Source organism: Pseudomonas sp. SYWMCR5, from assembly GCF_057197165.1.
The window spans coordinates 81,148-102,148 of record NZ_JBXUNH010000006.1 but is presented as its reverse complement, the minus strand read 5'-3'; the positions used below and the strand labels follow the sequence as shown (position 1 = coordinate 102,148).

Annotated in this window: 18 protein-coding genes; 10 read left to right on the top strand and 8 right to left on the bottom strand. The window is 66.4% G+C overall.

The window, feature by feature from the left end:
* Nucleotide 1: 1 nt before the first annotated feature.
* Nucleotides 2–1,774, bottom strand: coding sequence for a flavin monoamine oxidase family protein (locus AC2CGW_RS16935; RefSeq protein WP_484574333.1), 1,773 nt, complete (start codon nucleotides 1,772–1,774; stop codon nucleotides 2–4).
* A 275-nt stretch (nucleotides 1,775–2,049) separates the two neighbouring features.
* Here AC2CGW_RS16935 and AC2CGW_RS16930 point away from each other — a divergent pair, with 275 nt between their 5' ends.
* The gene (locus AC2CGW_RS16930; protein WP_186711851.1) at nucleotides 2,050–3,456 is read left to right on the top strand and encodes an adenosylmethionine--8-amino-7-oxononanoate transaminase; all 1,407 of its coding nucleotides are present in this window, start codon (nucleotides 2,050–2,052) and stop codon (nucleotides 3,454–3,456) included.
* 124 nt (nucleotides 3,457–3,580) lie between these two features.
* Nucleotides 3,581–4,300 (top strand): 16S rRNA (uracil(1498)-N(3))-methyltransferase, encoded by a 720-nt coding sequence (locus tag AC2CGW_RS16925; protein WP_186665822.1) that lies wholly within the window; start codon nucleotides 3,581–3,583, stop codon nucleotides 4,298–4,300.
* 9 nt (nucleotides 4,301–4,309) lie between these two features.
* Here AC2CGW_RS16925 and trhA read toward each other — a convergent pair whose 3' ends face one another.
* From trhA to AC2CGW_RS16890, 7 genes are all read right to left on the bottom strand, one after another.
* Entirely contained in the window at nucleotides 4,310–4,927 is a 618-nt protein-coding gene (trhA, locus tag AC2CGW_RS16920; protein ID WP_186665821.1) for a PAQR family membrane homeostasis protein TrhA, read from the bottom strand.
* Between the two features lie 74 nt (nucleotides 4,928–5,001).
* Nucleotides 5,002–5,475: a chemotaxis protein CheW gene (locus tag AC2CGW_RS16915; protein WP_484574332.1), complete on the bottom strand. Its 474-nt coding sequence runs from the start codon at nucleotides 5,473–5,475 to the stop codon at nucleotides 5,002–5,004.
* On the bottom strand, nucleotides 5,468–10,744 hold the full coding sequence (locus AC2CGW_RS16910) for a hybrid sensor histidine kinase/response regulator (RefSeq protein WP_484574331.1): 5,277 nt from the start codon (nucleotides 10,742–10,744) through the stop codon (nucleotides 5,468–5,470). Before AC2CGW_RS16910 ends, AC2CGW_RS16915 begins: the two co-directional genes overlap by 8 nt.
* 10 nt (nucleotides 10,745–10,754) lie before the next feature.
* Nucleotides 10,755–12,776 carry a methyl-accepting chemotaxis protein gene (locus AC2CGW_RS16905; protein WP_370671316.1) on the bottom strand — a complete coding sequence of 674 codons (2,022 nt, stop codon included), beginning with the start codon at nucleotides 12,774–12,776 and terminating at the stop codon, nucleotides 10,755–10,757.
* A gap of 50 nt (nucleotides 12,777–12,826) precedes the next feature.
* Complete coding sequence (locus AC2CGW_RS16900; RefSeq protein ID WP_065863863.1) at nucleotides 12,827–13,381, bottom strand: chemotaxis protein CheW; 555 nt, start codon at nucleotides 13,379–13,381, stop codon at nucleotides 12,827–12,829.
* Nucleotides 13,378–13,743, bottom strand: coding sequence for a twitching motility response regulator PilH (pilH, locus tag AC2CGW_RS16895; RefSeq protein WP_012274551.1), 366 nt, complete (start codon nucleotides 13,741–13,743; stop codon nucleotides 13,378–13,380). The genes AC2CGW_RS16900 and pilH overlap by 4 nt, the downstream gene beginning before the upstream one ends.
* A 47-nt stretch (nucleotides 13,744–13,790) precedes the next feature.
* Complete coding sequence (locus AC2CGW_RS16890; RefSeq protein ID WP_065863864.1) at nucleotides 13,791–14,192, bottom strand: response regulator; 402 nt, start codon at nucleotides 14,190–14,192, stop codon at nucleotides 13,791–13,793.
* A 195-nt stretch (nucleotides 14,193–14,387) separates the two neighbouring features.
* On the opposite strand from AC2CGW_RS16890, the gene gshB reads away from it, so the two are divergent.
* The 8 genes from gshB (at nucleotide 14,388) to hslV (ending at nucleotide 20,974) form a co-directional block, all read left to right on the top strand.
* Nucleotides 14,388–15,341 (top strand): glutathione synthase, encoded by a 954-nt coding sequence (gene gshB / locus AC2CGW_RS16885; RefSeq protein ID WP_186665819.1) that lies wholly within the window; start codon nucleotides 14,388–14,390, stop codon nucleotides 15,339–15,341.
* Nucleotides 15,342–15,430: 89 nt separating this feature from the next.
* Nucleotides 15,431–16,330: an energy transducer TonB gene (locus AC2CGW_RS16880; protein ID WP_426351523.1), complete on the top strand. Its 900-nt coding sequence runs from the start codon at nucleotides 15,431–15,433 to the stop codon at nucleotides 16,328–16,330.
* Between the two features lie 87 nt (nucleotides 16,331–16,417).
* A complete protein-coding gene (locus AC2CGW_RS16875) occupies nucleotides 16,418–16,987 on the top strand; it encodes a YqgE/AlgH family protein (protein WP_186710248.1) in 570 nt (189 codons plus the stop codon).
* Nucleotides 16,987–17,412: a Holliday junction resolvase RuvX gene (ruvX, locus tag AC2CGW_RS16870; RefSeq protein ID WP_054894841.1), complete on the top strand. Its 426-nt coding sequence runs from the start codon at nucleotides 16,987–16,989 to the stop codon at nucleotides 17,410–17,412. Before AC2CGW_RS16875 ends, ruvX begins: the two co-directional genes overlap by 1 nt.
* Before the next feature lie 46 nt (nucleotides 17,413–17,458).
* Entirely contained in the window at nucleotides 17,459–17,977 is a 519-nt protein-coding gene (gene pyrR, locus AC2CGW_RS16865) for a bifunctional pyr operon transcriptional regulator/uracil phosphoribosyltransferase PyrR (RefSeq protein WP_186710250.1), read from the top strand.
* A gap of 12 nt (nucleotides 17,978–17,989) precedes the next feature.
* Nucleotides 17,990–18,994 (top strand): aspartate carbamoyltransferase catalytic subunit, encoded by a 1,005-nt coding sequence (locus AC2CGW_RS16860; RefSeq protein ID WP_054894843.1) that lies wholly within the window; start codon nucleotides 17,990–17,992, stop codon nucleotides 18,992–18,994.
* A complete protein-coding gene (locus AC2CGW_RS16855) occupies nucleotides 18,991–20,262 on the top strand; it encodes a dihydroorotase (RefSeq protein WP_186665814.1) in 1,272 nt (423 codons plus the stop codon). Before AC2CGW_RS16860 ends, AC2CGW_RS16855 begins: the two co-directional genes overlap by 4 nt.
* A 181-nt stretch (nucleotides 20,263–20,443) precedes the next feature.
* Nucleotides 20,444–20,974, top strand: a complete 531-nt coding sequence (hslV, locus tag AC2CGW_RS16850) for an ATP-dependent protease subunit HslV (RefSeq protein WP_012312406.1) — start codon at nucleotides 20,444–20,446, stop codon at nucleotides 20,972–20,974.
* Nucleotides 20,975–21,001: the final 27 nt, after the last annotated feature.

Sequence of the window (21,001 nt, the reverse complement as noted above, 5' to 3'; positions counted from 1 at the left end):
ATCAGTTCGCCTTGGCCTGAGTGTCGGCCGAAGGTTTCTTCTTGACGGGCTCGGCCTTTGAGGCCGCCTTCTTCACCGGCTCCGGCTTGCTGGCCTGCTTGGCAGGCGGCTTGTGCGCGGGTACGTGCTTGGCAGGTGCGGCCTTGGCCGGCGCAGCCTTGACGGGCTCCTCCTTGGCCACAGGCGCCGCAGGTGCGGCTGCCGGTGCCGGAGCTGGCGGCGCAGGTGTCGGTTCGTCCACCTTGGCCACCGGCTCGGCCTTGGCCACCGGTTTATCGTCGCCACCGAACAGGCGGGAGAAGAAGCCAGGCTTGTCCTTGCCGGCTGCCGCCCCCACCGCTGCAGCGCCCGCAGCAGCTGCAGCGACCGGCGCCGCCTTGACCACTGGATCGAAGGATTTGCCGGCAGCCAGGTCCTCGATCTGGCCCGCAGCACGCTGGCCACTGCGCAGCGCGCCTTCCAGGGTGCCCGGGTAAAGTGCATCGGTGTGCTCGCCAGCAAAGGCGACACGTTGCACCGGACGCTCCCACAGACGCCAGTACTTGCTGATCTGCCCCGGTCCGTAGGCCAGGTAGGCGCCACCGGTGCCGGCATCGGTGCTGTAGCGCTTGACCTCATAACCGGTAAAGGCGCCACGGGCCTGAGGGTAGAAGGCATGCAGGCGAATCAGCACCTGGTCGACCATCTGCTTGTCACCGAAGGCCTGCAGCAGGCGGGCGTTGTCGCCGGACAGGTTGATCACCACGTTGGCACCACCCTTGAGCGCCGGTTCGATCCACAGCATGCCCAGGCCTGCGTTGCTGAAGATCTCGCCCGACATGCGCGAGCGGCTCTCCCACACCGGGTTCTTGAACTTGAGCAGCAACTGGTCGCGCCAGCCGTAGTTGGTGCCCTTGAGCGCCGCCAGATGCTGGTTGTCCAGCCCCGGCGTCATCTGGATCTTGGCCAGCGCGCGCAGCGGCACGGCAAGGACCAGATAGTCAGCCTGGTAGCCCACAGCCCCCACCTTGACGGTGACGCCGTCCTTGTCCTGGACGATGGCGGTGACAGGCGAGCTGGTCTTGATGGTCTTGAGTTGCTTGACGAAGGCCTGTGCCAGTACCGGGCTGCCGCCGGGCAGGCGTGCGGCGCGCAGGTCACGATCGCCAACCCCACGATAGACCCGGCTCTGCTGGGCGAAGTAGAGCAACGACAGGCGCGAGGGTTCGTCATAGCGGGTACGAATCTGCTGGTTGACCAACTGACGGGCGGTCGCCGGCAGTTGCAGCTTGTCCAGCCAGGTGGAGACGTTGATCTGATCGAGGGCGAACAGCGTGCTGTTGGCCGCCGGGTTCAGCGGATCATCGATCGAACGGGCCAGGTCATCGAGGGTCTTCTCGTAGCGCTTGATCGCCTCGGCGGTCGCGGGCTGCTTGGTGGCGAGGTCGGCGGCGCTGAAGTACTCGCCGTCGATCAGGTAGCCTGGGGTACGCACGAACTCGGGCGCAGGCAAGGTTTCCAGCTTGAAGCGGTCCAGGTACTGATTGAGTACCGGCTGCGCCTTGTTGTTGCCGATCCACTCGCTGGTCGCCAGCCCCGAACGGCCACCCATGCCGCTCTTGGCTTCGAGCAGGGTCACCTGCCAGCCCTTGGCCTGCAGCTCGTAGGCCGCCGTCAGACCTGCCAGGCCACCGCCGACGACAATCGCCGTGGGGGTCTTGTCCTTTGCCAGCGCACCCGCGCTGGATGCACCAATCAATACCAACGCGCACAGGCGCACCCAAGCAGCAGCCATGTCGGCGAACTCCGGATCAGAAGCGAAATGTAAGCGGGGAGGATTTCCCCGGGAGAGATGCGTTAAGAATACGTCAGGTCCTGGGAGCCTGCCAGCACAGCGCTATCAAGTGCTTCGAATGGTTCAGGTTTCTGTGGTGGCTCCTTTGCGGCGGTTCGGCGCCCCGACAAGCCCGCTCCTGCAGAAGCCAGCACAAAACCCAAGGTTGTTCCTGTGGGTGCCTTTGCTTAGGCTTACACCGTCCTACACGCCACCCCAGCCAGGAGATCTGCCCCATGGGCCTGAATCAACAGTGGATGCAGCGCGACCTCAAGGTCCTCTGGCACCCCTGCACCCAGATGAAAGACCACGAGAGCCTGCCGCTGATCCCGATCCGCCGTGGCGAGGGCGTCTGGCTCGAGGACTTCGAGGGCAAGCGCTATCTGGACGCCGTCAGCTCCTGGTGGGTCAACGTCTTCGGCCATGCCAACCCGCGCATCAACCAGCGCATCAAGGACCAGGTCGACCAGCTCGAACACGTGATCCTTGCAGGCTTCAGCCATCAGCCGGTGATCGAGCTGTCCGAGCGCCTGGTGGCCATGACCCCGGCCGGGCTGGACCGGGTGTTCTACGCCGACAACGGCTCGTCATGCATCGAAGTGGCGCTGAAGATGAGCTTCCACTACTGGCAGAACAAGGGCCAAGGCGCCAAGAAGCGCTTCGTCACCCTGACCAACAGCTACCACGGCGAAACCATCGCCGCGATGTCGGTCGGCGATGTGCCGCTGTTCACCGAAACCTACAAGGCCCTGCTGCTCGACACCATCAAGGTGCCCAGCCCCGATTGCTACCTGCGCCCCGAAGGCATGGGTTGGGAGGAGCACTCGCGCAACATGTTCGCAGCCATGGAGCAGACCCTGGCCGAACACCACGCCACGATCGCCGCAGTCATCGTCGAGCCGCTGATCCAGGGCGCTGGCGGCATGCGCATGTATCACCCGGTCTATCTCAAGCTGCTGCGGGAAGCCTGCGACCGGTACGGCGTGCACCTGATCCATGACGAAATCGCCGTCGGCTTCGGCCGCACCGGCACGATGTTCGCCTGCGAGCAGGCCGGTATCCGCCCCGACTTCCTCTGCCTGTCAAAGGCCCTGACCGGTGGCTACCTGCCGCTCGCCGCCTGCCTGACCACCGATGACGTGTACCAGGCTTTCTACGACGACTACCCGACCCTGCGCGCCTTCCTCCATTCGCACAGCTATACCGGCAACCCGCTGGCCTGCGCCGCGGCGCTGGCGACCCTGGACATCTTCGAGCAGGACCAGGTGATCGACGCCAACAAAGCGCTGTCGGCGCGCATGGCCAGCGCCACCGCGCACCTGGTCGATCACCCGAACGTGGCCGAAGTGCGCCAGACCGGCATGGCCCTGGCCATCGAGATGGTCAAGGACAAGGCCGGCAAGGTCGCCTACCCATGGCAGGAACGCCGCGGCCTGAAGGTCTTCGAGCATGCCCTTGCGCGCGGCGCGCTGTTGCGTCCGCTGGGCAGCGTGGTGTATTTCCTGCCGCCCTACGTGATCACCCCGGAGCAGATCGACTTCCTGGCCGAAGTGGCCAGCGAAGGCATCGATATCGCCACCCGTGACAGCGTCAGCGTGGCGGTGCCGGCCGATTTCCATCCCGACTTCCGCGATCCGGGCTAACTATCACCTAACCCTGTAGGAGCGGGCTTGCCCGCGGATGCTGCGGTGCTGCCATTGACGCATTCGCGGGCAAGCCCGCTCCTACAGAGGACGATGTCCCCGCCCCCCTATTCCGAGCCAAACCATGAGACTGTCCCGCTTCTTCATCGACGCCCCGCTAAGCCTTGGTGAGCACGAGCTGCCCGAGGCCCAGGCCCACTACATCGGCCGCGTGCTGCGCATGACCGCCGGCGCCGCCGTGCAATTGTTCGACGGCAGCGGCCAGGAATACCTCGGCCAGTTGCTCGAAGTAGGCAAGAAATCCGTGCGCGTCAGCCTCGACCAGGCCCTGCCCGGCCAGCCCGACTCGCCGCTGCACATCCACCTCGGCCAGGGGCTGTCCCGCGGCGAGCGCATGGACTGGGCGATCCAGAAGGCCACCGAGCTGGGCGTCAACGAAATCACCCCGATCGTCAGCGAGCGCTGCGAAGTACGCCTGAAGGATGAGCGTGCCGACAAGCGCCTGGCCCACTGGCGCCAGGTGGCGATCAGCGCCTGCGAACAATGCGGGCGCTCCACCCTGCCCGTGATCCATCCGCCGGTGACCCTGGCCGAATGGCTGAAAGACAGCGAGGCCGAGCTCAAGCTGGTCCTGCACCCGGTGGCCGAGCCGCTGACCAGCCATGACAAACCGATGCGCCTGGCCTTCCTGATCGGACCTGAGGGTGGCTTGAGCGATGCCGAAGTCGATCAGGCCAAGGGCGCCGGCTTCCACGCCGCCCGCCTCGGCCCCCGCGTACTGCGCACCGAGACCGCGCCGGTGGTGGCGCTGTCGGTGGCGCAGCAGCTGTGGGGCGATTTCTAGGCTCAGCCCCTAGAGCACATAGAAGGACACCGCGACGAAGTGCATCAGGCTGCCAGCGATGACGAACAGGTGCCAGATGCCGTGCCAGTGACGAAAGCGGCTGTCGAAGGCGAAGAAGATGATGCCGACGGTGTACAACACACCGCCGGCCGCCAGCCAGGCAAAGCCGGCGCCGCCAAGGCTGTAGAGCAGCGGCTTGACCGCCACCAGCACGATCCAGCCCATCACCGCGTAGATGATGATCGACAGCACCCGCGCCTCGGAGCGCGGCTTGATCTCCTGCAGCATGCCGATCACCGCCAGCCCCCAGACGATGCCGAACAGGCTCCAGCCCCAGGGCCCGCGCAGGCTGACCAGGCAGAACGGTGTATAGCTGCCGGCGATGAGCAGGTAGATCGACAGGTGATCGAGCTTGCGCATGACCACCTTGGCCCGGCCGCGCGTGCTGTGATAAAGCGTGGAAATGCTGTAGAGCAACAGCAGCGTAAAGCCGTAGATGGAGAAGCTGACGATCTTCCAGGGGTCGCCCTGCAAGCCCGCGACGACGATCAGCCAGATGGCACCGATACAGGCCAGGACGGCACCGACCAGGTGGGTCCAGGCATTGAAGCGTTCACCGTAGTACATGCAGAGTCTGACCTCCACAAGGTCAATGGGTTCCTGACAGGCAGTGGTGCGATAGGGCCCGCAAGAGCACCATCCTACTGCACCAAAGGTTGCAGATCCGCGTCACGCACCAGCCGCTCGAGCGCCGCCAGGTCAGGCACCTGCGCCACCTGATCGCCCACCTGCACCGCCGCCAGCTCCATTGCCCCCAGTGGCACGTCCACATAGTTCAACTGGCTGTCGAGCTTGCACGAGCGCGGAATCCCCTGCAGCAGCACCGCCAGGTAGCGCAGCCCGGTATCGCCCAGGGCGTTGAGCACGACGATCCGCGCCCGCTCGCCACAAGGCGTCTCGCCCCCACAGGCCGCCTCGAAGCCGATGAGCGGCAAGCGCTGCTGGCGCCAGTCGATCCAGCCCATGTGCCAGGCCGGCTGGTGCCGCTCGCAGACGAACGCACGCTCACCGATCAGCTCGGCGACGGCGACATTGGGCAGCACCAGGGTGCGGTCGCCCAGGGGCAGCAACAGGCCGGTGAGGCTGCTGCGCTGGCCGGCGATATGTTCAAGCATGGGGCTTGCTCCAGTGGGCGATGCTCTGCAGCAGGAGCGACTCCTGGTAAGGCTTGCCGAGGTATTCGTTGACGCCGATGGCCATGGCTCGGTCGCGGTGCTTCTGACCGGTACGCGAGGTGATCATGATGATTGGCAGGTCGTGCAGTCGGTTGTCGCGCCGCACCCGCGTCGCCACTTCGAAGCCGTCCATGCGCGGCATTTCGATGTCCAGCAGCAGCACGTCGGGGCGGTGTTCCTCCAGCAGGGCCATGGCATCGACCCCGTCCTTGGCGGTCAACACGCTCATGCCATGACGTTCCAGCAGGCGGCTGGTGACCTTGCGCACGGTGACCGAGTCGTCGACCACCATCACCAGCAACGGCCGCCGCGCTGCCGGGCCGAACAGTTGGCGCCGCTCGCCATCGCCCACCGGCAACCGCGCCAGGCGCCGCTGCTGGCCACGCAGCTGACCGAGCAGGTCGAGAATCAGCACCACCCGCCCATCACCGAGCAAGGTCGCACCCGACAACCCCGGCACCGCAGCGAACTGCGGCCCCAGGCTTTTCACCACGATCTCGCGGCTCGGCGACAGGCCATCGGCCTGGATCGCGAACGACTGCTCCTGGGCATGCACCAGCAGCACCGGCAAGGGCAGGCTTTGCCCCAGCAGGCGCGGTCGAGCGACATCCTGCAGCAGCTCGCCCAGGTAGCGCAGGTCGTAGGCGTGCCCAGCATAGCGATAGCGTGGCGGGTCCAGTTGGTAGCAGGCCTCGAGCTCGGCGGGCGGCACGCGGACGATGCCCTCGATGGTGTTGAGCGGGATGGCGTACTGTTCCTCGCCCAGGTGCACCATCAGTGCCCGGTTCAGCGACACCGTGAACGGCAGGCGGATCTGGAAGCGTGCCCCCTTGCCAGGGCTGGACTCGATGCTCATCGAGCCGCCCAACTGCTTGACCTCTTCATGGACCACGTCCATGCCCAGCCCGCGCCCGGAAATCTGGGTGATCTTCTCTGCCGTGGAAAAGCCCGGACGCAGGATGAACTGCAGGATCTCGTGATCGCTGAGCTGCGCCTGCGGCGCCAGCAAGCCACGCTTGATGGCCTTCTTGCGCACCGCCTCCAGCGGCACCCCGGCACCGTCGTCACTCATCTCGATGACGATATCGGCGCCCTCGTGCAGCAGATTGAGGTGGATGGTGCCCTGCTCCGGCTTGCCTGCCGCCAGGCGCACCTCGCGCGGTTCAAGGCCATGGTCGACAGCATTGCGTAGCATGTGCTCCAGTGGCGCGACCATGCGCTCCAGTACGCTGCGATCCAGCTCGCCCTCGGCGTTGCCGACCACCAGTTCGACCTGTTTGCCCAGCTCGCTCGCCACCTGCCGCACCACGCGCTGCAGGCGTGGCACCAGGCGCTCGAAAGGCACCATCAGGGTGGCGGTCAGGCCTTCCTGCAACTGACTGTTGACCCGCGCCTGCTGCTGCAGCAGGCCGTGCGCCTCCTGGGCGCGCAAGGCAAGAGTTTCCTTGAGGTCGAGCAGGTCGGAAGCCGACTCGAACAACGCCCGCGACAGCTGCTGCAACTGCGAGTGACGGTCCATTTCCAGCGGGTCGAAGTCGTCGTAGGCGTCGCCCTCGGCCTGCCAGCGGCTGGACATGCGGCCCTGGGTTTCGTTGTCCAGGCGCAGCAACTGGTCGCGCATGCGCTCCAGGGTGGTTTCCATTTCGCTCAGGGCGAACTGTGCATCGTTGACCTGCTGCTCGATGCGACCACGAATGATCGCATGCTCGCTGGCCAGGTTGCCCAGGTCGTCGAGCAGTTCGGCATCGACCTTGACCATGTCACCGGGCGCGCGCTCCGGTGCGGCGGCCGGTACGTCGAGCGGCGCGGCCTCCACCGGCGGCTGGCCGGCAGCGCTGTCGGTCAGCGCCGCGCTGGAGAAGTTGCGGATGTAGTCGATCAGCGCCGTCGCGGCGTGCAGCGGCTGCCCCAGGCGCACGGCGTCGAGCATGTGCGCGAGGCGGTCGTGGCAGTTCTGCAGCAGGCTGAACAGCGCAGGCGTCGGTGGCAGGCGGCCAGCGGCGAGCAGCTCGTAGAGAAATTCCAGCTCGTGGGCCAGGTCGCCGATGGCGGCGATTTCCACCATGCGCGCGCCGCCTTTGAGGGTGTGCAGGTCGCGCAGCAGGTTTTCCACCTCGACACTGCTGCGCGGGTCGGCCTGCCAGCGCGCCAATGCAGCTGCAGCGCTTTCGACGATGTCCGAGCTTTCTTCGAGGAAGACTTCCAGCAGCTCCTTGTCGCCGGGGGTTTCTGCACCCTCCGGCTCGCTGCTTGGGGCATGGCGGAACTCACGCAACTCACCAAGCAGTGCCACCGCCGAAGACGGCACCTGGCCCTGGCGCAGGCTTTCGAGCATCTGGCCCAGCGCCGCATGGCTGCGCTGCAGCAGCTCGAACAGTGCCTTGCTGGCGCCCAATCGGCGGTCGACCACGCCTTCGTAGAGCAACGCCAGCTCCTGGGCGAGCACCTCGATGGCGCCAATCGCGGCCATCTGCGCACCGCCGCGCAAGGTCTGCACATCGTGCTGCAGCGCGGACACCGCGCAACTGCCGTCCGGCTCCTGCCGCCAGCGCTGCAAAGCCTGGTCGGCGCTGTCGAGAATGTCGCCGGCCTCTTCGAGGAACAATTGCACCACTGCCGGCTCCGGCAGGTCCATGGCAGTGGCCAGCGGGGTCACGCCCTGCTCGCCCACCAGCCCGGTTGCCGCCGGGTCGAGCGCCCCGTCCAGCAACGAACGCAAGCCATCCAGGCACTCGTTGCGCGGGGTGACTTCCTGCCCCGCGGCAATCTCGTCGAGCATGTCGATCAGGGCTTCATGGGCCTGCCGCGCCTGGGAGAAGAAATGCCCGTCGGCGACCAGGCTGCCTTCCTCCACCGCCCCGTACAGATCGAGCAGCGCTTCGCAAAGCTCATCCACCTGCCAGAAATCGGCCAGGTGCGCGCCGTGGGCCAGGGTCGTCAGCTCGTCAAGCAGCGTGTCCAGCTCCTGGCGTTCGCGCGGGTGCTCCTGCCAGCGCGACAACAGCGACTCGGCATCGAGCAGAATATCCATCCCCTGGGCCAGAAAACTGGCGATCAGTTGCGGATCCCGGCGGCTACGGCGGGTGTGCGGCGCCCCGTCCTGCAGCACCGCCAGGCGCGCATCCACCGCTTCGCCGACCTGCTCGATCAGTTGCGCAGCGCCAGGAATCGGTGCCAGCGGTGTGCGCTCAAGCTGGGCCAGGCCCAGCTGGAACAGGCGGCGCGACGCTTCCAGCCATTCGATATCCGCCACTTCCAACGGCAGTTGGTGCGCCTTGTATTCACGCGCCAGGCGGTCGAAGGCGGTGGCCAGCTCCGCGATCGGCATCACCCCGGCCATGGCCGCACTGCCCTTGAGGGTATGCAGCGCGCGTTGCAGGCTGTCGCTGACCTGGGTGTCCTGGCCATCGGCAGCCGTGAGGAAACTGTCGAGGCTAGCCAGATGGCCTTGGGCCTCGTTGCGGAAAATCTCCAGCAGGTGCGGGTCGAGCCCGTCATCGGCACTGGCCGGCGCCTTGTCGTTGACAGCCAGGACATGCAAGTGGCCGCTGAGCTGCTCGACATCGGCCAACCGAGGTATCTGGCCGGCAGCGAAGTCGGCGAGCAGATCGGGCAGGTGGACGAGGGCCTGCTGCAGGGCCACAGCGCCCTCGCCGCTCAGTACGATGCGCCCTTCCAGCACACGATTGAGCAGATGCTCGGCCGCCCAGGCCAGCTCGGCCACGGCACCTGCGTGCACCATCCGCCCGCTGCCCTTTAACGTATGCAGGGCACGGCGCAATTCGATCAACGCCTCGCGCTGCTGATTGTCGGCGCGCCAGCGCAACCATTGGCGCTCGATCTCCGGCAACAGCTCGCCGGCCTCTTCGAGGAACACCTGGCGCAACTCGTCGTCGATGCCGTCATCCGGTATCTGCGCGGTGGCGCTCACGGCCTCGTGGCTGCAGCGCAGCCCCAGCGCGGCCAGGCTTGCAAAGGCCATGTCGAGGAAACGCTGGGCATCTGCCAGCGGATCGGCTACACGCCATTGCAGGTAGCACTCCACGGCGCTCAAGGCCTCGGCCAGGTGGGTCAACTCCTGCTCCGGGGGCTCCTGATCGAGGTGCGACAGCCAACCTTGCACATAGTCGGCCGACACTCCGAAGACCTCGGAGGCGGCCGGCAGCATCAGCATCGCCAACGCACCACGCAACTGCTGCAGCAGGCCCGGCAGGGGCTGCAGACGCTGGCGCGGCCAACCGGATTCCAGGCAGTCGCCGATCAGGTCCTTGGCCTGCTGCAACACCGAGAGCGACTCCTCGAACACCCGCTGGCGGATCTCGGTCACGTCCGAGCCGGGCATGCCGCTTTCCAGGCCCTCGGCAAGGCCGCCGACCATGCCGTTGAGCGTCGCCTCCACGTACAACAGGGCACCGGCCACATCCATCAGCACCGCATCGTCCACGGCACGTTCGCCCTGGGCCAGGGCCTGCAAGGCGAGCACCTGATCGATGATGACCCGGCGCGGCTGCTGGAAACCCAGCACTGCCAGGGTATCGGCCACATGGCGCAGCGGCGCGACCAGCACATCGAGCGGGTCGCGCTGCTCGTTATCACCCCGTACGAACGGGTCGAGCCGCTCCTTGATCCGCACCAGGTCGTCGCACAGGGCAGTGATCACCGAGCGCAGGGCATCGCGGCCCTGGCCGGCCTGCAACTGGTCGCGCCAGTTGCCCAGCGACAGGTCGAGGTTGGCCAGATCGTTGGCCCCCGCCAGGCGCTGCGCCGCTTCTCCCATCAGGCTGTCTTGGGCCAGCGGCTCGGCGCCACGGCACAGGCGCAACTGGTTGAGCAACGGCAACACCACCAACGGCAGGTCGTGGCGCGCACCCCGCAGGCGCTCGAGATAGGGCGGCAATTGCTCGAGGCCGCGGAACAGCGCGCCCAGGCAATCGCCACGCGGGCTGACCTGGCCCTCGAAGAGGGCGCGCCCGAGCAACTCCAGCTCCTCGGCCAGACGCGCTGCGCCATTGAGCTCGAGCATCGTCAGGCACCCTTGCACCTGATGCAGGTTGTCGACGAAGAACCCCAGCAAGGCCGGGTCGCCCGGCTCGCTGGAAAAACGCTCCAGCGCCTGGCGCGCTTGGCCCAGGCAATCGGCGATGGCCGCCTTGGTCCAGCTAAGGGCGACGGTGTCGTGACGCTCGGGGCTCATTGCCGTAACAGCCATAGACCTCTCCTCAGCGCCGCTCGGCCGGGGCCGGCAGGGTGAAACCAGACACCGAACGGCGCATCTCGCTGGCCATTCTGGCCAAGTGACGGATGCTGTCGGCGGTAGCGCCGGAACCGGCAGAGGTCTGCGCGGTGATCTGCTGGATCACCGCCATGGTGTGGGAAATCTGCCCGGCCGAGGATGTCTGCAGTTGCGCCGCGTCGGAAATGCTGTGGATCAGCTCGGCCAGGTTCTGCGACACGCCCTCGATTTCAGCCAGGGCCACGCCGGCGTCCTGGGCAAGACGCGCACCGCGCACCACTTCGGCGGTGGTCTGCTCCATGGAGATCACCGCTTCGTTGGTATCGGCCTGGATGGTCCGCACCAGTGCTTCGATCTGTCGGGTCGCCGACGACGAGCGTTCAGCCAGGCGCTGTACCTCGTCGGCGACCACGGCGAAGCCGCGCCCGGCTTCACCCGCCAGCGAGGCCTGGATCGCCGCATTGAGGGCCAGGATGTTGGTCTGCTCGGCAATGTCGTCGATCAGGCTGACAATGTCACCGATTTCCTGGGAAGACTCGCCCAGACGCTTGATGCGCTTGGCGGTATCCTGGATCTGCTCGCGGATGTTGTCCATGCCATGGATGGTGTTGTGCACCACCTCGTTGCCCTTGTTGGCGATGGCCACCGAGCGCTCGGCGACCTTGGCCGACTCGTAGGCGTGGGCGGAAACCCGGTCGATCGACTCGACCATGTCGCCCACCGCCAGCGACGCTTCGCTGATCTGGTCGGCCTGGTGTTCCGAGGCCTTGGCCAGCTGGCGCGCGGTGTTCTGGGTGTCCTGCACCGCAGCGGCAACCTGCTCGGCACTGTGGTTGATGGTCGCCACCAGGTCGCGCAACTGGTCTACCGAGAAGTTGATCGAGTCGGCGATGGCGCCGGTGAAATCCTCGGTGACCGACACCGTGACGGTCAGGTCGCCATCGGCCAGCTCTTCGATTTCATCGAGCAGGCGCATGATCGCCTGCTGGTTGCGCTCGTTCTTCTCCGCCGTGTCGCGCAGTTGCCGGTTGGTGGCGCGGACCATCACCAGGCCGATGAGGATGATCGAGGCCAGCGCCAGCAGGCCGAGCACGTAGCCGCCGACGGTATCGAGGGTGCGCCCGGCGAGGTTCTCGAAACCGTTGGCCAGGTGCGAGGCTTCGTCGAGCAGGGTCTGCGACAGGCTGAAGATATTGCTCGCCGCCTCGCGCACCCGCAGCAGTTCCGGTGAAGTTTCGAGAATTTCGTCGACCGAGCCGGAAACGAACTGGAACAGCTCGGCGATCTCGGCCAGGCGCGCGCGGGCGTCCGGGTCTTCGACACGGGTCACCTGGATCGCCGGATTGCCGCCGAGCATGCCTTCGAGCACCTGGCCGAAGCGGCTGGCATCACGGCCGAAGGTGTCGGCGGCCTGCACCGAGGTATCGTCACCGGCCAGCACGGTATTGACCGAACCGAGAATCCGCTCGGCCAACAGCAACTGGCGCTGGGCCACGGCCACCTGGCTGGCCGGTGCACCGCTCTGCAGCAGGATTTCCACTACCTTTTCGTACTCGACCTGCAACTGGGGCACGGTTTCGGCCAGGGTTGCCGCCACCTGGTGCAAGGACAGCACGGTCTGCTCGCTGGCCAGGATGGTGTCGGTGTTGCGCCGCAGGTTCTCCCAGTCCTGGCGCACCGCGTCCATTTCGTCGCGCACCGTGGCCGGTGCGGGCGGCAGGCCGGTGGCCTTGTCACCCTCGCGCAGGTACTTCCAGCGGCGCTCGAAGTCGTTGCGGGCATCGGACAGCAGCCTGAACGCCAGGGCCTTGCCCGCCGCCGCCTCGGTGGCGTTCTTGGCGATGCGCTGGGACAGCACGCGCAGCTCGCCGGCATGGCCGATGTACTGCTTGTCGTGGTTGGACTGGGTATTGAGGTAGGCGAAGTTGGCGAACAGCAGCACGATCGACAGGATCAGCACCACGAACAGTACGGTGATCTGCGCCGTGCTGCGCGGGCGCTGGGCCACGGCTTCGGGAACGACGGTTGGAGCGGGCTTGTTCACTGTCGCAGGGTCCTCTACAACGCCACATCGAGAAAGCCCGGCGCCTGGGCCAGGGCGAAGGGGCTGAAGATCGCCCAGTTGCGCTCACGGGGGAAATGCCCCTGGACGAAACGCGCCGCGGCGCGGATCAGTGGTTGCGGCGGCGACAGCTCCAGGCTGCTCAGGTCGAAATGCTGCAAGCCGACCACTTCGTCCACCAGCAAGCCGACGAACAGGTCGTCATGGTCCAGCACCAGCACGCGGCGCTGCTTGCCCGAGGCCGCCGGCCCAAGGCCGAAGAACGCCGACAGGTCCATCACCGGCAGCAGGCGACCGCGCAGGTTGGCCACGCCGCACACCCATGGCTGCACCCCAGGCACCCGGCTGCTGCGCGGCTCGCGCAACACTTCGGCCACCTCACCCATGGGGGCGACGAACCACTGCCCGGCGATGCGAAAGCCGATACCGCTCCACTGCTGCAGGCGCGTGTCCTGCAGCGGCTGGTCGGCCACCAAGAGGCGGCAGCGGCGGTCGATGTCCAGCAACAGCTCGAAGGCGGTCAGCGACGCACCCTGGGGGCGCGTGGTCAAGCGCCCAGCACCTCTTTGAGCTTGGCGATCAGCGCGTCTTCTTCCACCGGCTTGGTCAGGAAATCGCGGGCACCCTGGCGCGTGGCCCAGATGCGGTCGGTTTCCTGGTCCTTGGTGGTGACCACGATCACCGGGATGGCGCTGGTTTCCGGGTCCTTGCTGAGCTGACGGGTGGCCTGGAAGCCGTTCATGCCGGGCATGACGATGTCCATCAGCACCGCATCCGGCTTGTCCTGGCGGGCCAGGGCCACGCCATCGGCACCGTTGCTGGCCTTGAGCACCTGGTAGCCATGCTTTTCGAGCCATTCGGTCAATCTGTACATCTCTGTCGGCGAGTCGTCGACAATCAGCACTCGGGCCATACGGTTTCCCCATCAGGAAAATGAAGACCGCGCCAGGGCGGGCGCGGTCAGGGTGCGTGTTGTGCCTGCACGGCGAATCCGGGCACGTGGGCACGGATCGCGTCGAGCAGTTCTTCCTTGCTGAACGGTTTGGTGAGGAACTGATCGGAGCCGACCACCCGGCCGCGGGCCTTGTCGAACAGGCCATCACGCGAGGACAGCAGGATCACCGGGATATCCTTGAACGCACTGTTGTGCTTGATCACCGCGCAGGTCTGGTAACCGTCCAGGCGCGGCATCAGTACATCGACGAAGATGATCCGCGGCTTGTGATCGACGATCTTGGCCAGGGCATCGAAACCGTCGCTGGCGGTGATCACCTCGCAACCCACCTCGCCCAGCAGCATCTGGGCGGTGCGGCGGATGGTGCGGGAATCGTCGATCACCATCACCTTCAGGGGCTGTTCCATGAAATGCGTCACCCATCGCCAAGCCAGGAATGAAACCTCGAGGGCTGCGATGCAGCGCTCTGACTGGCATTTTTAACACAGTCCGGGTAGGCATTCCATCTGCCTCCCCCCTTGACCGGCCGCGTTCCCGGCGCCACCCTGAGCCACTTTTCTTTCGTGCCATCGCGGCCACCTGCCGCCAAGAGGAATTACCCCATGAGCGTTCGCCTCGGGATTGTCATGGACCCCATCGCGTCCATTTCCTACAAGAAGGACAGCTCGCTGGCCATGCTGCTGGCGGCGCAGGAGCGCGGCTGGAGCCTGTTCTACATGGAACAGCGCGACCTCTACCTGGGTGCCGGCCAGGCCCGCGCGCAGATGCGCCCGCTGAAGGTGTTCGCCGATCCGGCGCGCTGGTTCGAACTGGGCGATGAGCAGGACAGCGCGTTGAGCGAGCTGGATGTGATCCTGATGCGCAAGGATCCACCCTTCGACATGGAGTTCGTCTACAGCACCTACCTGCTGGAGCAGGCCGAGCGCGAAGGCGTGCTGATCGTCAACAAGCCGCAGAGCCTGCGCGACTGCAACGAGAAGCTGTTCGCCACCCAGTTCCCGCAGTGCATGGCGCCGACCCTGGTCAGCCGCCGCGCCGACATCCTGCGCGCCTTCGCCACCACCCATGGCGATGTGATCCTCAAGCCGCTCGACGGCATGGGCGGCGCGTCGGTGTTCCGCCACCGCCAGGGCGACCCGAACCTCTCGGTGATCCTCGAAACCCTGACCCAGCATGGCCACCAGCAGATCATGGCGCAGGCCTACCTGCCGCAGATCGTCGATGGCGACAAGCGCATCCTGATGATCGACGGCGAGCCGGTGCCCTACTGCCTGGCACGCATCCCGGCCAGCGGCGAGACCCGAGGCAACCTGGCCGCCGGCGGCCGTGGCGAAGCCCGTCCGCTGACCGAGCGCGACCGCTGGATCGCCGCCCAGGTCGGCCCGACCCTGCGCGAAAAGGGCCTGCTGTTCGTCGGCCTGGACGTGATTGGCGACTCGCTGACCGAGATCAACGTCACCAGCCCGACCTGCATCCGCGAGATCGATGCGGCCTACAACACCAATATCGGCGGCCAGCTGATGGACGCCATTGATCGCAAGCTCAAGGCGCGCTGACCGCCGACGCGGAGCAAAACCCTGGAGTGGGGTATGATGCCGGTCCATTTCACTCGACCTGCTGCCCCACTGCGGTTGCTGGATACCCGATGACGCTGCCTGCCGACATCCCCTCCGACCTGCTGCCACCGCGCGTTCGCCCGGTGGACCGGCTCGGCTTCGCGCTTTTCCTGGCCGCGCTGGTGCACCTGGCGCTGATCCTCGGGGTGGGCTTCAGCGTGGTCAAGCCCGCCGAAATCCGCCAGACCATGGACATCACCCTGGCCACCTTCAAGCGCGAAAAGCCGCCCGAAAAAGCCGACTACCAGGCCCAGGACAACCAGCAGGGCAGTGGCACCCTGGACAAGAAAGCCGTGCCCACCACCACCGAGGTGGCGCCGTTCCAGGACAGCAAGGTCAACAAGATCACCCCACCCCCTGCGGCCCGGCCGGAAACGCCTGCGGCGCCGGAAAAGTCAGTGGTGACCACCAAGGCGCCGAAACCGCAGAAAGCCGAGACCGCGCCAAAGGAAAGCAAGCCTCAACCCAAGCCTCCCGCGCCTGTGCCGGACTTCGACAGCTCGCAGCTTTCGAGCCAGATCGCCAGCCTCGAAGCCGAGCTGTCCAACGAACAGCAGCTGTATGCCAAGCGTCCACGCATCCATCGCCTCAACGCCGCCTCGACCATGCGCGACAAAGGCGCCTGGTACAAAGAGGAGTGGCGCAAGAAAGTCGAGCGCATCGGCAACCTCAACTACCCGGAAGAAGCCCGGCGCCAGCAGATGTACGGCAGCCTGCGGATGATGGTGTCGATCAACCGCGACGGTTCGCTGTATGAAGTGCTGGTGCTCGAATCCTCCGGGCAACCGGTGCTGGACCAGGCCGCCCAGCGCATCGTGCGCCTGGCGGCCCCGTTTGCGCCGTTCACCGGGGATCTGGCGGAGTTCGACCGACTGGAGATCATCCGCACCTGGCGCTTCGCGCGTGGGGACCGGTTGTCGAGCAATTGACCGGTACGGGCTGTGCCGCGACAGGGCCGATACCGACACAGCACAGCCAGCTTGTCAGCCTCGCCACCTGACGCCACACTACCCCTCATGAAAACCCTCACGCCGAGCTACCTCAAGCACCAGTTCCTGATTGCCATGCCGCACATGGCCGATCCGAACTTTGCCCAGACCCTCACCTACATCGTCGAGCACAACGCCAACGGCGCCATGGGCCTGGTGGTCAATCGCCCGCAGGAGCTGAACCTGGCCGATATCCTCGAGCAGTTGCGCCCGGATGAGGAGCCGCCTGCCAGCACCCTGCAGATCCCGATCTACCAGGGCGGCCCGGTGCAGACCGACCGCGGCTTCGTCCTGCACAGCGCCGAATGCAGCTACCAGGCCACCATCGAGCTGCAAGGCCTGTCGCTGTCGACATCTCAGGATGTGCTGTTCGCCATCGCCGAGGGCGTCGGCCCGAAGCAGAGCCTGATCACCCTGGGCTACGCCGGCTGGGAAGCCGGGCAGCTCGAGGCGGAACTGGCCGATAACGCCTGGCTCAACTGCCCGTTCGACCCCGAGATCCTCTTCGGCATGGCCTGCGAGCAGCGCCTGCAGGCCGCCGCGCAAAGCCTGGGGATCAACCTCAGCCTGCTGACCAGCCAGGCAGGGCACGCCTGATGGCCGAGCTGCGCCTGCTGCTGGGCTTCGACTACGGCACCCGCCAGATCGGCGTCGCCGTCGGCCAGGTCATCACTGGCCAGGCCCGCGAACTGTGTACGCTCAAGGCACAGAACGGTGTGCCGGACTGGAACCAGGTCGAGAAACTGATCAAGGAATGGAAACCCGACGCCATCGTCGTCGGCCTGCCGCTGAACATGGACGGCACGCCCAGCGAGATGAGCGAACGCGCGGAGAAGTTCGCCCGCCGCCTGCACGGACGCTACAACCTGCCGGTGCACACCCACGATGAACGCCTGACCACCTTCGAGGCCAAGGGCGAACAGATGGCCCGTGGCGGCCAGCGTGGCAGCTACCGCGACAACCCGGTCGACGCCATCGCCGCGGCACTGCTGCTGCAGGGCTGGCTGGAGGCCAATACCTGACCATCCGCTTTGCCGCCGGTGATACCGGCGCCCCAAGGAGCACGCAATGAGCCTACCCAATCCCGCCGACCTGATCCGGCAGATGGCCGTCGACCTTCGCGCCCACCTGGCGCGCCGCGCCATCACCGAGCCACGTTTCATCGGCATCCGTACCGGTGGCGTGTGGGTCGCCCAGGCGCTGCAGCAGGAGCTTGGCGACCAAAGCCCGCTGGGCACCCTCGATGTGTCGTTCTACCGCGATGACTTCAGCCAGAACGGCCTGCACCCGCAGGTGCGTCCATCCGAGCTGCCGTTCGAGATCGAAGGCCAGCACCTGGTGCTGGTGGATGACGTGCTGATGAGCGGTCGCACCATCCGCGCAGCGCTCAACGAGCTGTTCGACTATGGGCGCCCGGCCAGCGTGACCCTGGTCTGCCTGCTCGACCTGGATGCAGGCGAATTGCCGATCCGCCCGAATGTGCTCGGCGCAACGCTGTCCCTGGCGGCCCATGAACGGGTAAAATTGACCGGACCCGCCCCGCTCGCCCTCGAGCGCCAGGACCTCGCCCCCGCATCCGCCCTTTAAGAGTCCCCCGCGATGACGCCATTCGACGCCAAGCGCCCGCTGCAGCTCAACGATCAGGGCCAGCTACGCCATTTCCTCTCGCTCGACGGTTTGCCCCGCGAACTGCTCACCGAGATCCTCGACACCGCCGACTCCTTCCTCGAAGTCGGCGCCCGGGCCGTCAAGAAGGTCCCATTGCTGCGCGGCAAGACCGTGTGCAACGTGTTCTTCGAGAACTCCACCCGTACCCGCACCACCTTCGAACTGGCCGCCCAGCGCCTCTCGGCCGACGTGATCAGCCTGAACGTGTCGACCTCCTCGACCAGCAAGGGCGAGACCCTGTTCGATACCCTGCGCAACCTGGAAGCCATGGCGGCCGACATGTTCGTCGTACGCCACTCCGACTCCGGCGCCGCGCACTTCATTGCCGAGCACGTGTGCCCGGAAGTCGCGGTGATCAACGGCGGCGATGGCCGACACGCCCACCCGACCCAGGGCATGCTCGACATGCTGACCATCCGTCGGCACAAAGGCAGCTTCGAAAACCTTTCGGTGGCGATCGTCGGCGATATCCTGCATTCGCGCGTGGCCCGCTCCGACATGCTCGCGCTCAAGGCCCTGGGTTGCCCGGACATCCGTGTGATCGGCCCGAAGACGCTGATCCCGATCGGTATCGAGCAGTACGGCGTCAAGGTCTACACCGACCTGGCCGAGGGTCTGAAAGACGTCGACGTGGTGATCATGCTGCGCCTGCAGCGTGAACGCATGGCCGGTGGCCTGCTGCCCAGCGAGGGCGAGTTCTACCGCCTGTTCGGGCTGACCACCGCACGCCTGGCCGGCGCCAAGCCGGACGCCATCGTCATGCACCCGGGCCCGATCAATCGGGGCGTGGAAATCGAATCGGCGGTGGCCGACGGCAAGCACTCGGTGATCCTCAACCAGGTGACCTACGGCATCGCCGTGCGCATGGCCGTGCTGTCGATGGCCATGAGCGGCCAGAACGCGCAACGTCAACTCGACCAGGAGAACGCCCTGTGACCATCAGCATCATCGGCGCACGGGTCATCGATCCCAGCAGCGGCCTGGACCAGATCACCGACCTGCACCTGGAAAACGGTCGCATCCTTGCCATCGGCGCCGCACCAGCAGGCTTCAGCGCCAGCCGCACGATCCAGGCCGACGGCCTGGTCGCCGCCCCCGGCCTGGTCGACCTGGACGTCGCCCTGCGCGAGCCGGGCTACAGCCGCAAGGGCAACATTGCCAGCGAGACCCGCGCAGCCGTGGCCGGCGGCGTCACCAGCCTGTGCTGCCCGCCGCAGACAAAACCTGTGCTCGACACCTCGGCCGTCGCGGAACTGATTCTCGACCGCGCCCGCGAAGCAGCCAACAGCAAGGTCTACCCGATCGGCGCCCTGACCAAGGGCCTTGAAGGCGAGCAACTGGCCGAGCTGGTGGCCCTGCGCGACACCGGCTGCGTGGCCTTCGGCAACGGCCTCAAGGAGATCCCCAACAACCGGACCCTGGCCCGCGCCCTGGAATATGCCGCCACCTTCGACCTGACCGTGGTGTTCCACTCCCAGGACCGCGACCTGTCAGCCGGAGGCCTGGCCCACGAAGGTGCCATGGCCAGCTTCCTCGGCTTGCCGGGCATTCCGGAAACCGCCGAAACCGTGGCCCTGGCGCGCAACCTGCTGCTGGTCGAGCAGACCGGCGTGCGAGCGCACTTCACCCAGATCACCAGCGCCCGCGGTGCACGGCTGATCGCCCAGGCCCAGCAACTGGGGCTGCCGGTCACCGCCGATGTGGCGCTGTACCAGCTGATCCTCACCGACGAAGCGCTGCGCGACTTCTCCAGCCTGTACCACGTACAGCCGCCGCTGCGCACCCCGGCTGACCGCGATGGCCTGCGCGAGGCGGTGAAGTCGGGGGTCATCCAGGCGATCTCCAGCCACCACCAGCCCCACGAGCGCGACGCCAAGCTGGCACCGTTCGGCGCCACCGAAGCCGGGATCAGCAGTGTCGAACTGCTGCTGCCGCTGGCCATGACCCTGGTCGAGGACGGCCTGCTCGACCTGCCGACCCTGCTGGCGCGGCTGTCCAGTGGCCCGGCCCAGGCGCTGCGCCTGCCGGCGGGCGAGCTGAAGGTCGGTGGTGCGGCAGACTTGGTACTGTTCGACCCGAGCGCCTCCACCGTCGCCGGCGAGCAGTGGTTCTCCCGTGGTGAAAACTGCCCGTTCATCGGGCATTGCCTGCCGGGTGCGGTGCGCTACACCCTGGTCGATGGGCATGTCTGCCACGAAGCCTGAGCAACCCCCATCGCGGGGCAAGCCCGTTCCCACAGGGATCACACCTTCCTTGTGGGAGCGGGCTTGCCCCGCGATAGGGCCGGCACAACCACCACTCATCCCCTCAGGTTGAAATCCTCCCCCCCTCCCCCCATATGAGTCTGCAACAGGCATTTTCGCCCCGCTGCGTGGAGACTCTCTCTTGACCACCATCGTTTCAGTCCGCCGCCACGGCAAAGTCGTCATGGGCGGCGACGGCCAGGTATCCCTCGGCAACACCGTGATGAAAGGCAACGCCAAGAAGGTCCGTCGCCTGTACAACGGCGAGGTCATCGCAGGCTTTGCCGGCGCCACCGCCGACGCCTTCACCCTGTTCGAGCGCTTCGAAGCGCAACTGCAGAAGCACTCCGGGCACCTGGTGCGTGCCGCCGTCGAACTGGCCAAGGAGTGGCGCACCGATCGCTCGCTGAGCCGCCTGGAAGCCATGCTCGCCGTGGCCAACAAGGACGCCTCGCTGATCATCACCGGCAACGGTGACGTGGTCGAACCCGAGGACGGCCTGATCGCCATGGGTTCCGGTGGCGCCTACGCCCAGGCCGCAGCCCGCGCCCTGCTGAACAAGACCGATCTCTCGGCCCGCGAAATCGCCGAGACCGCACTGAATATCGCCGGTGACATCTGTGTGTTCACCAACCACAACCTGACCATCGAGGAGCAGGACCTGGCCGAGTGATCAGCTGATCTGGTGTCCCGCTCACGG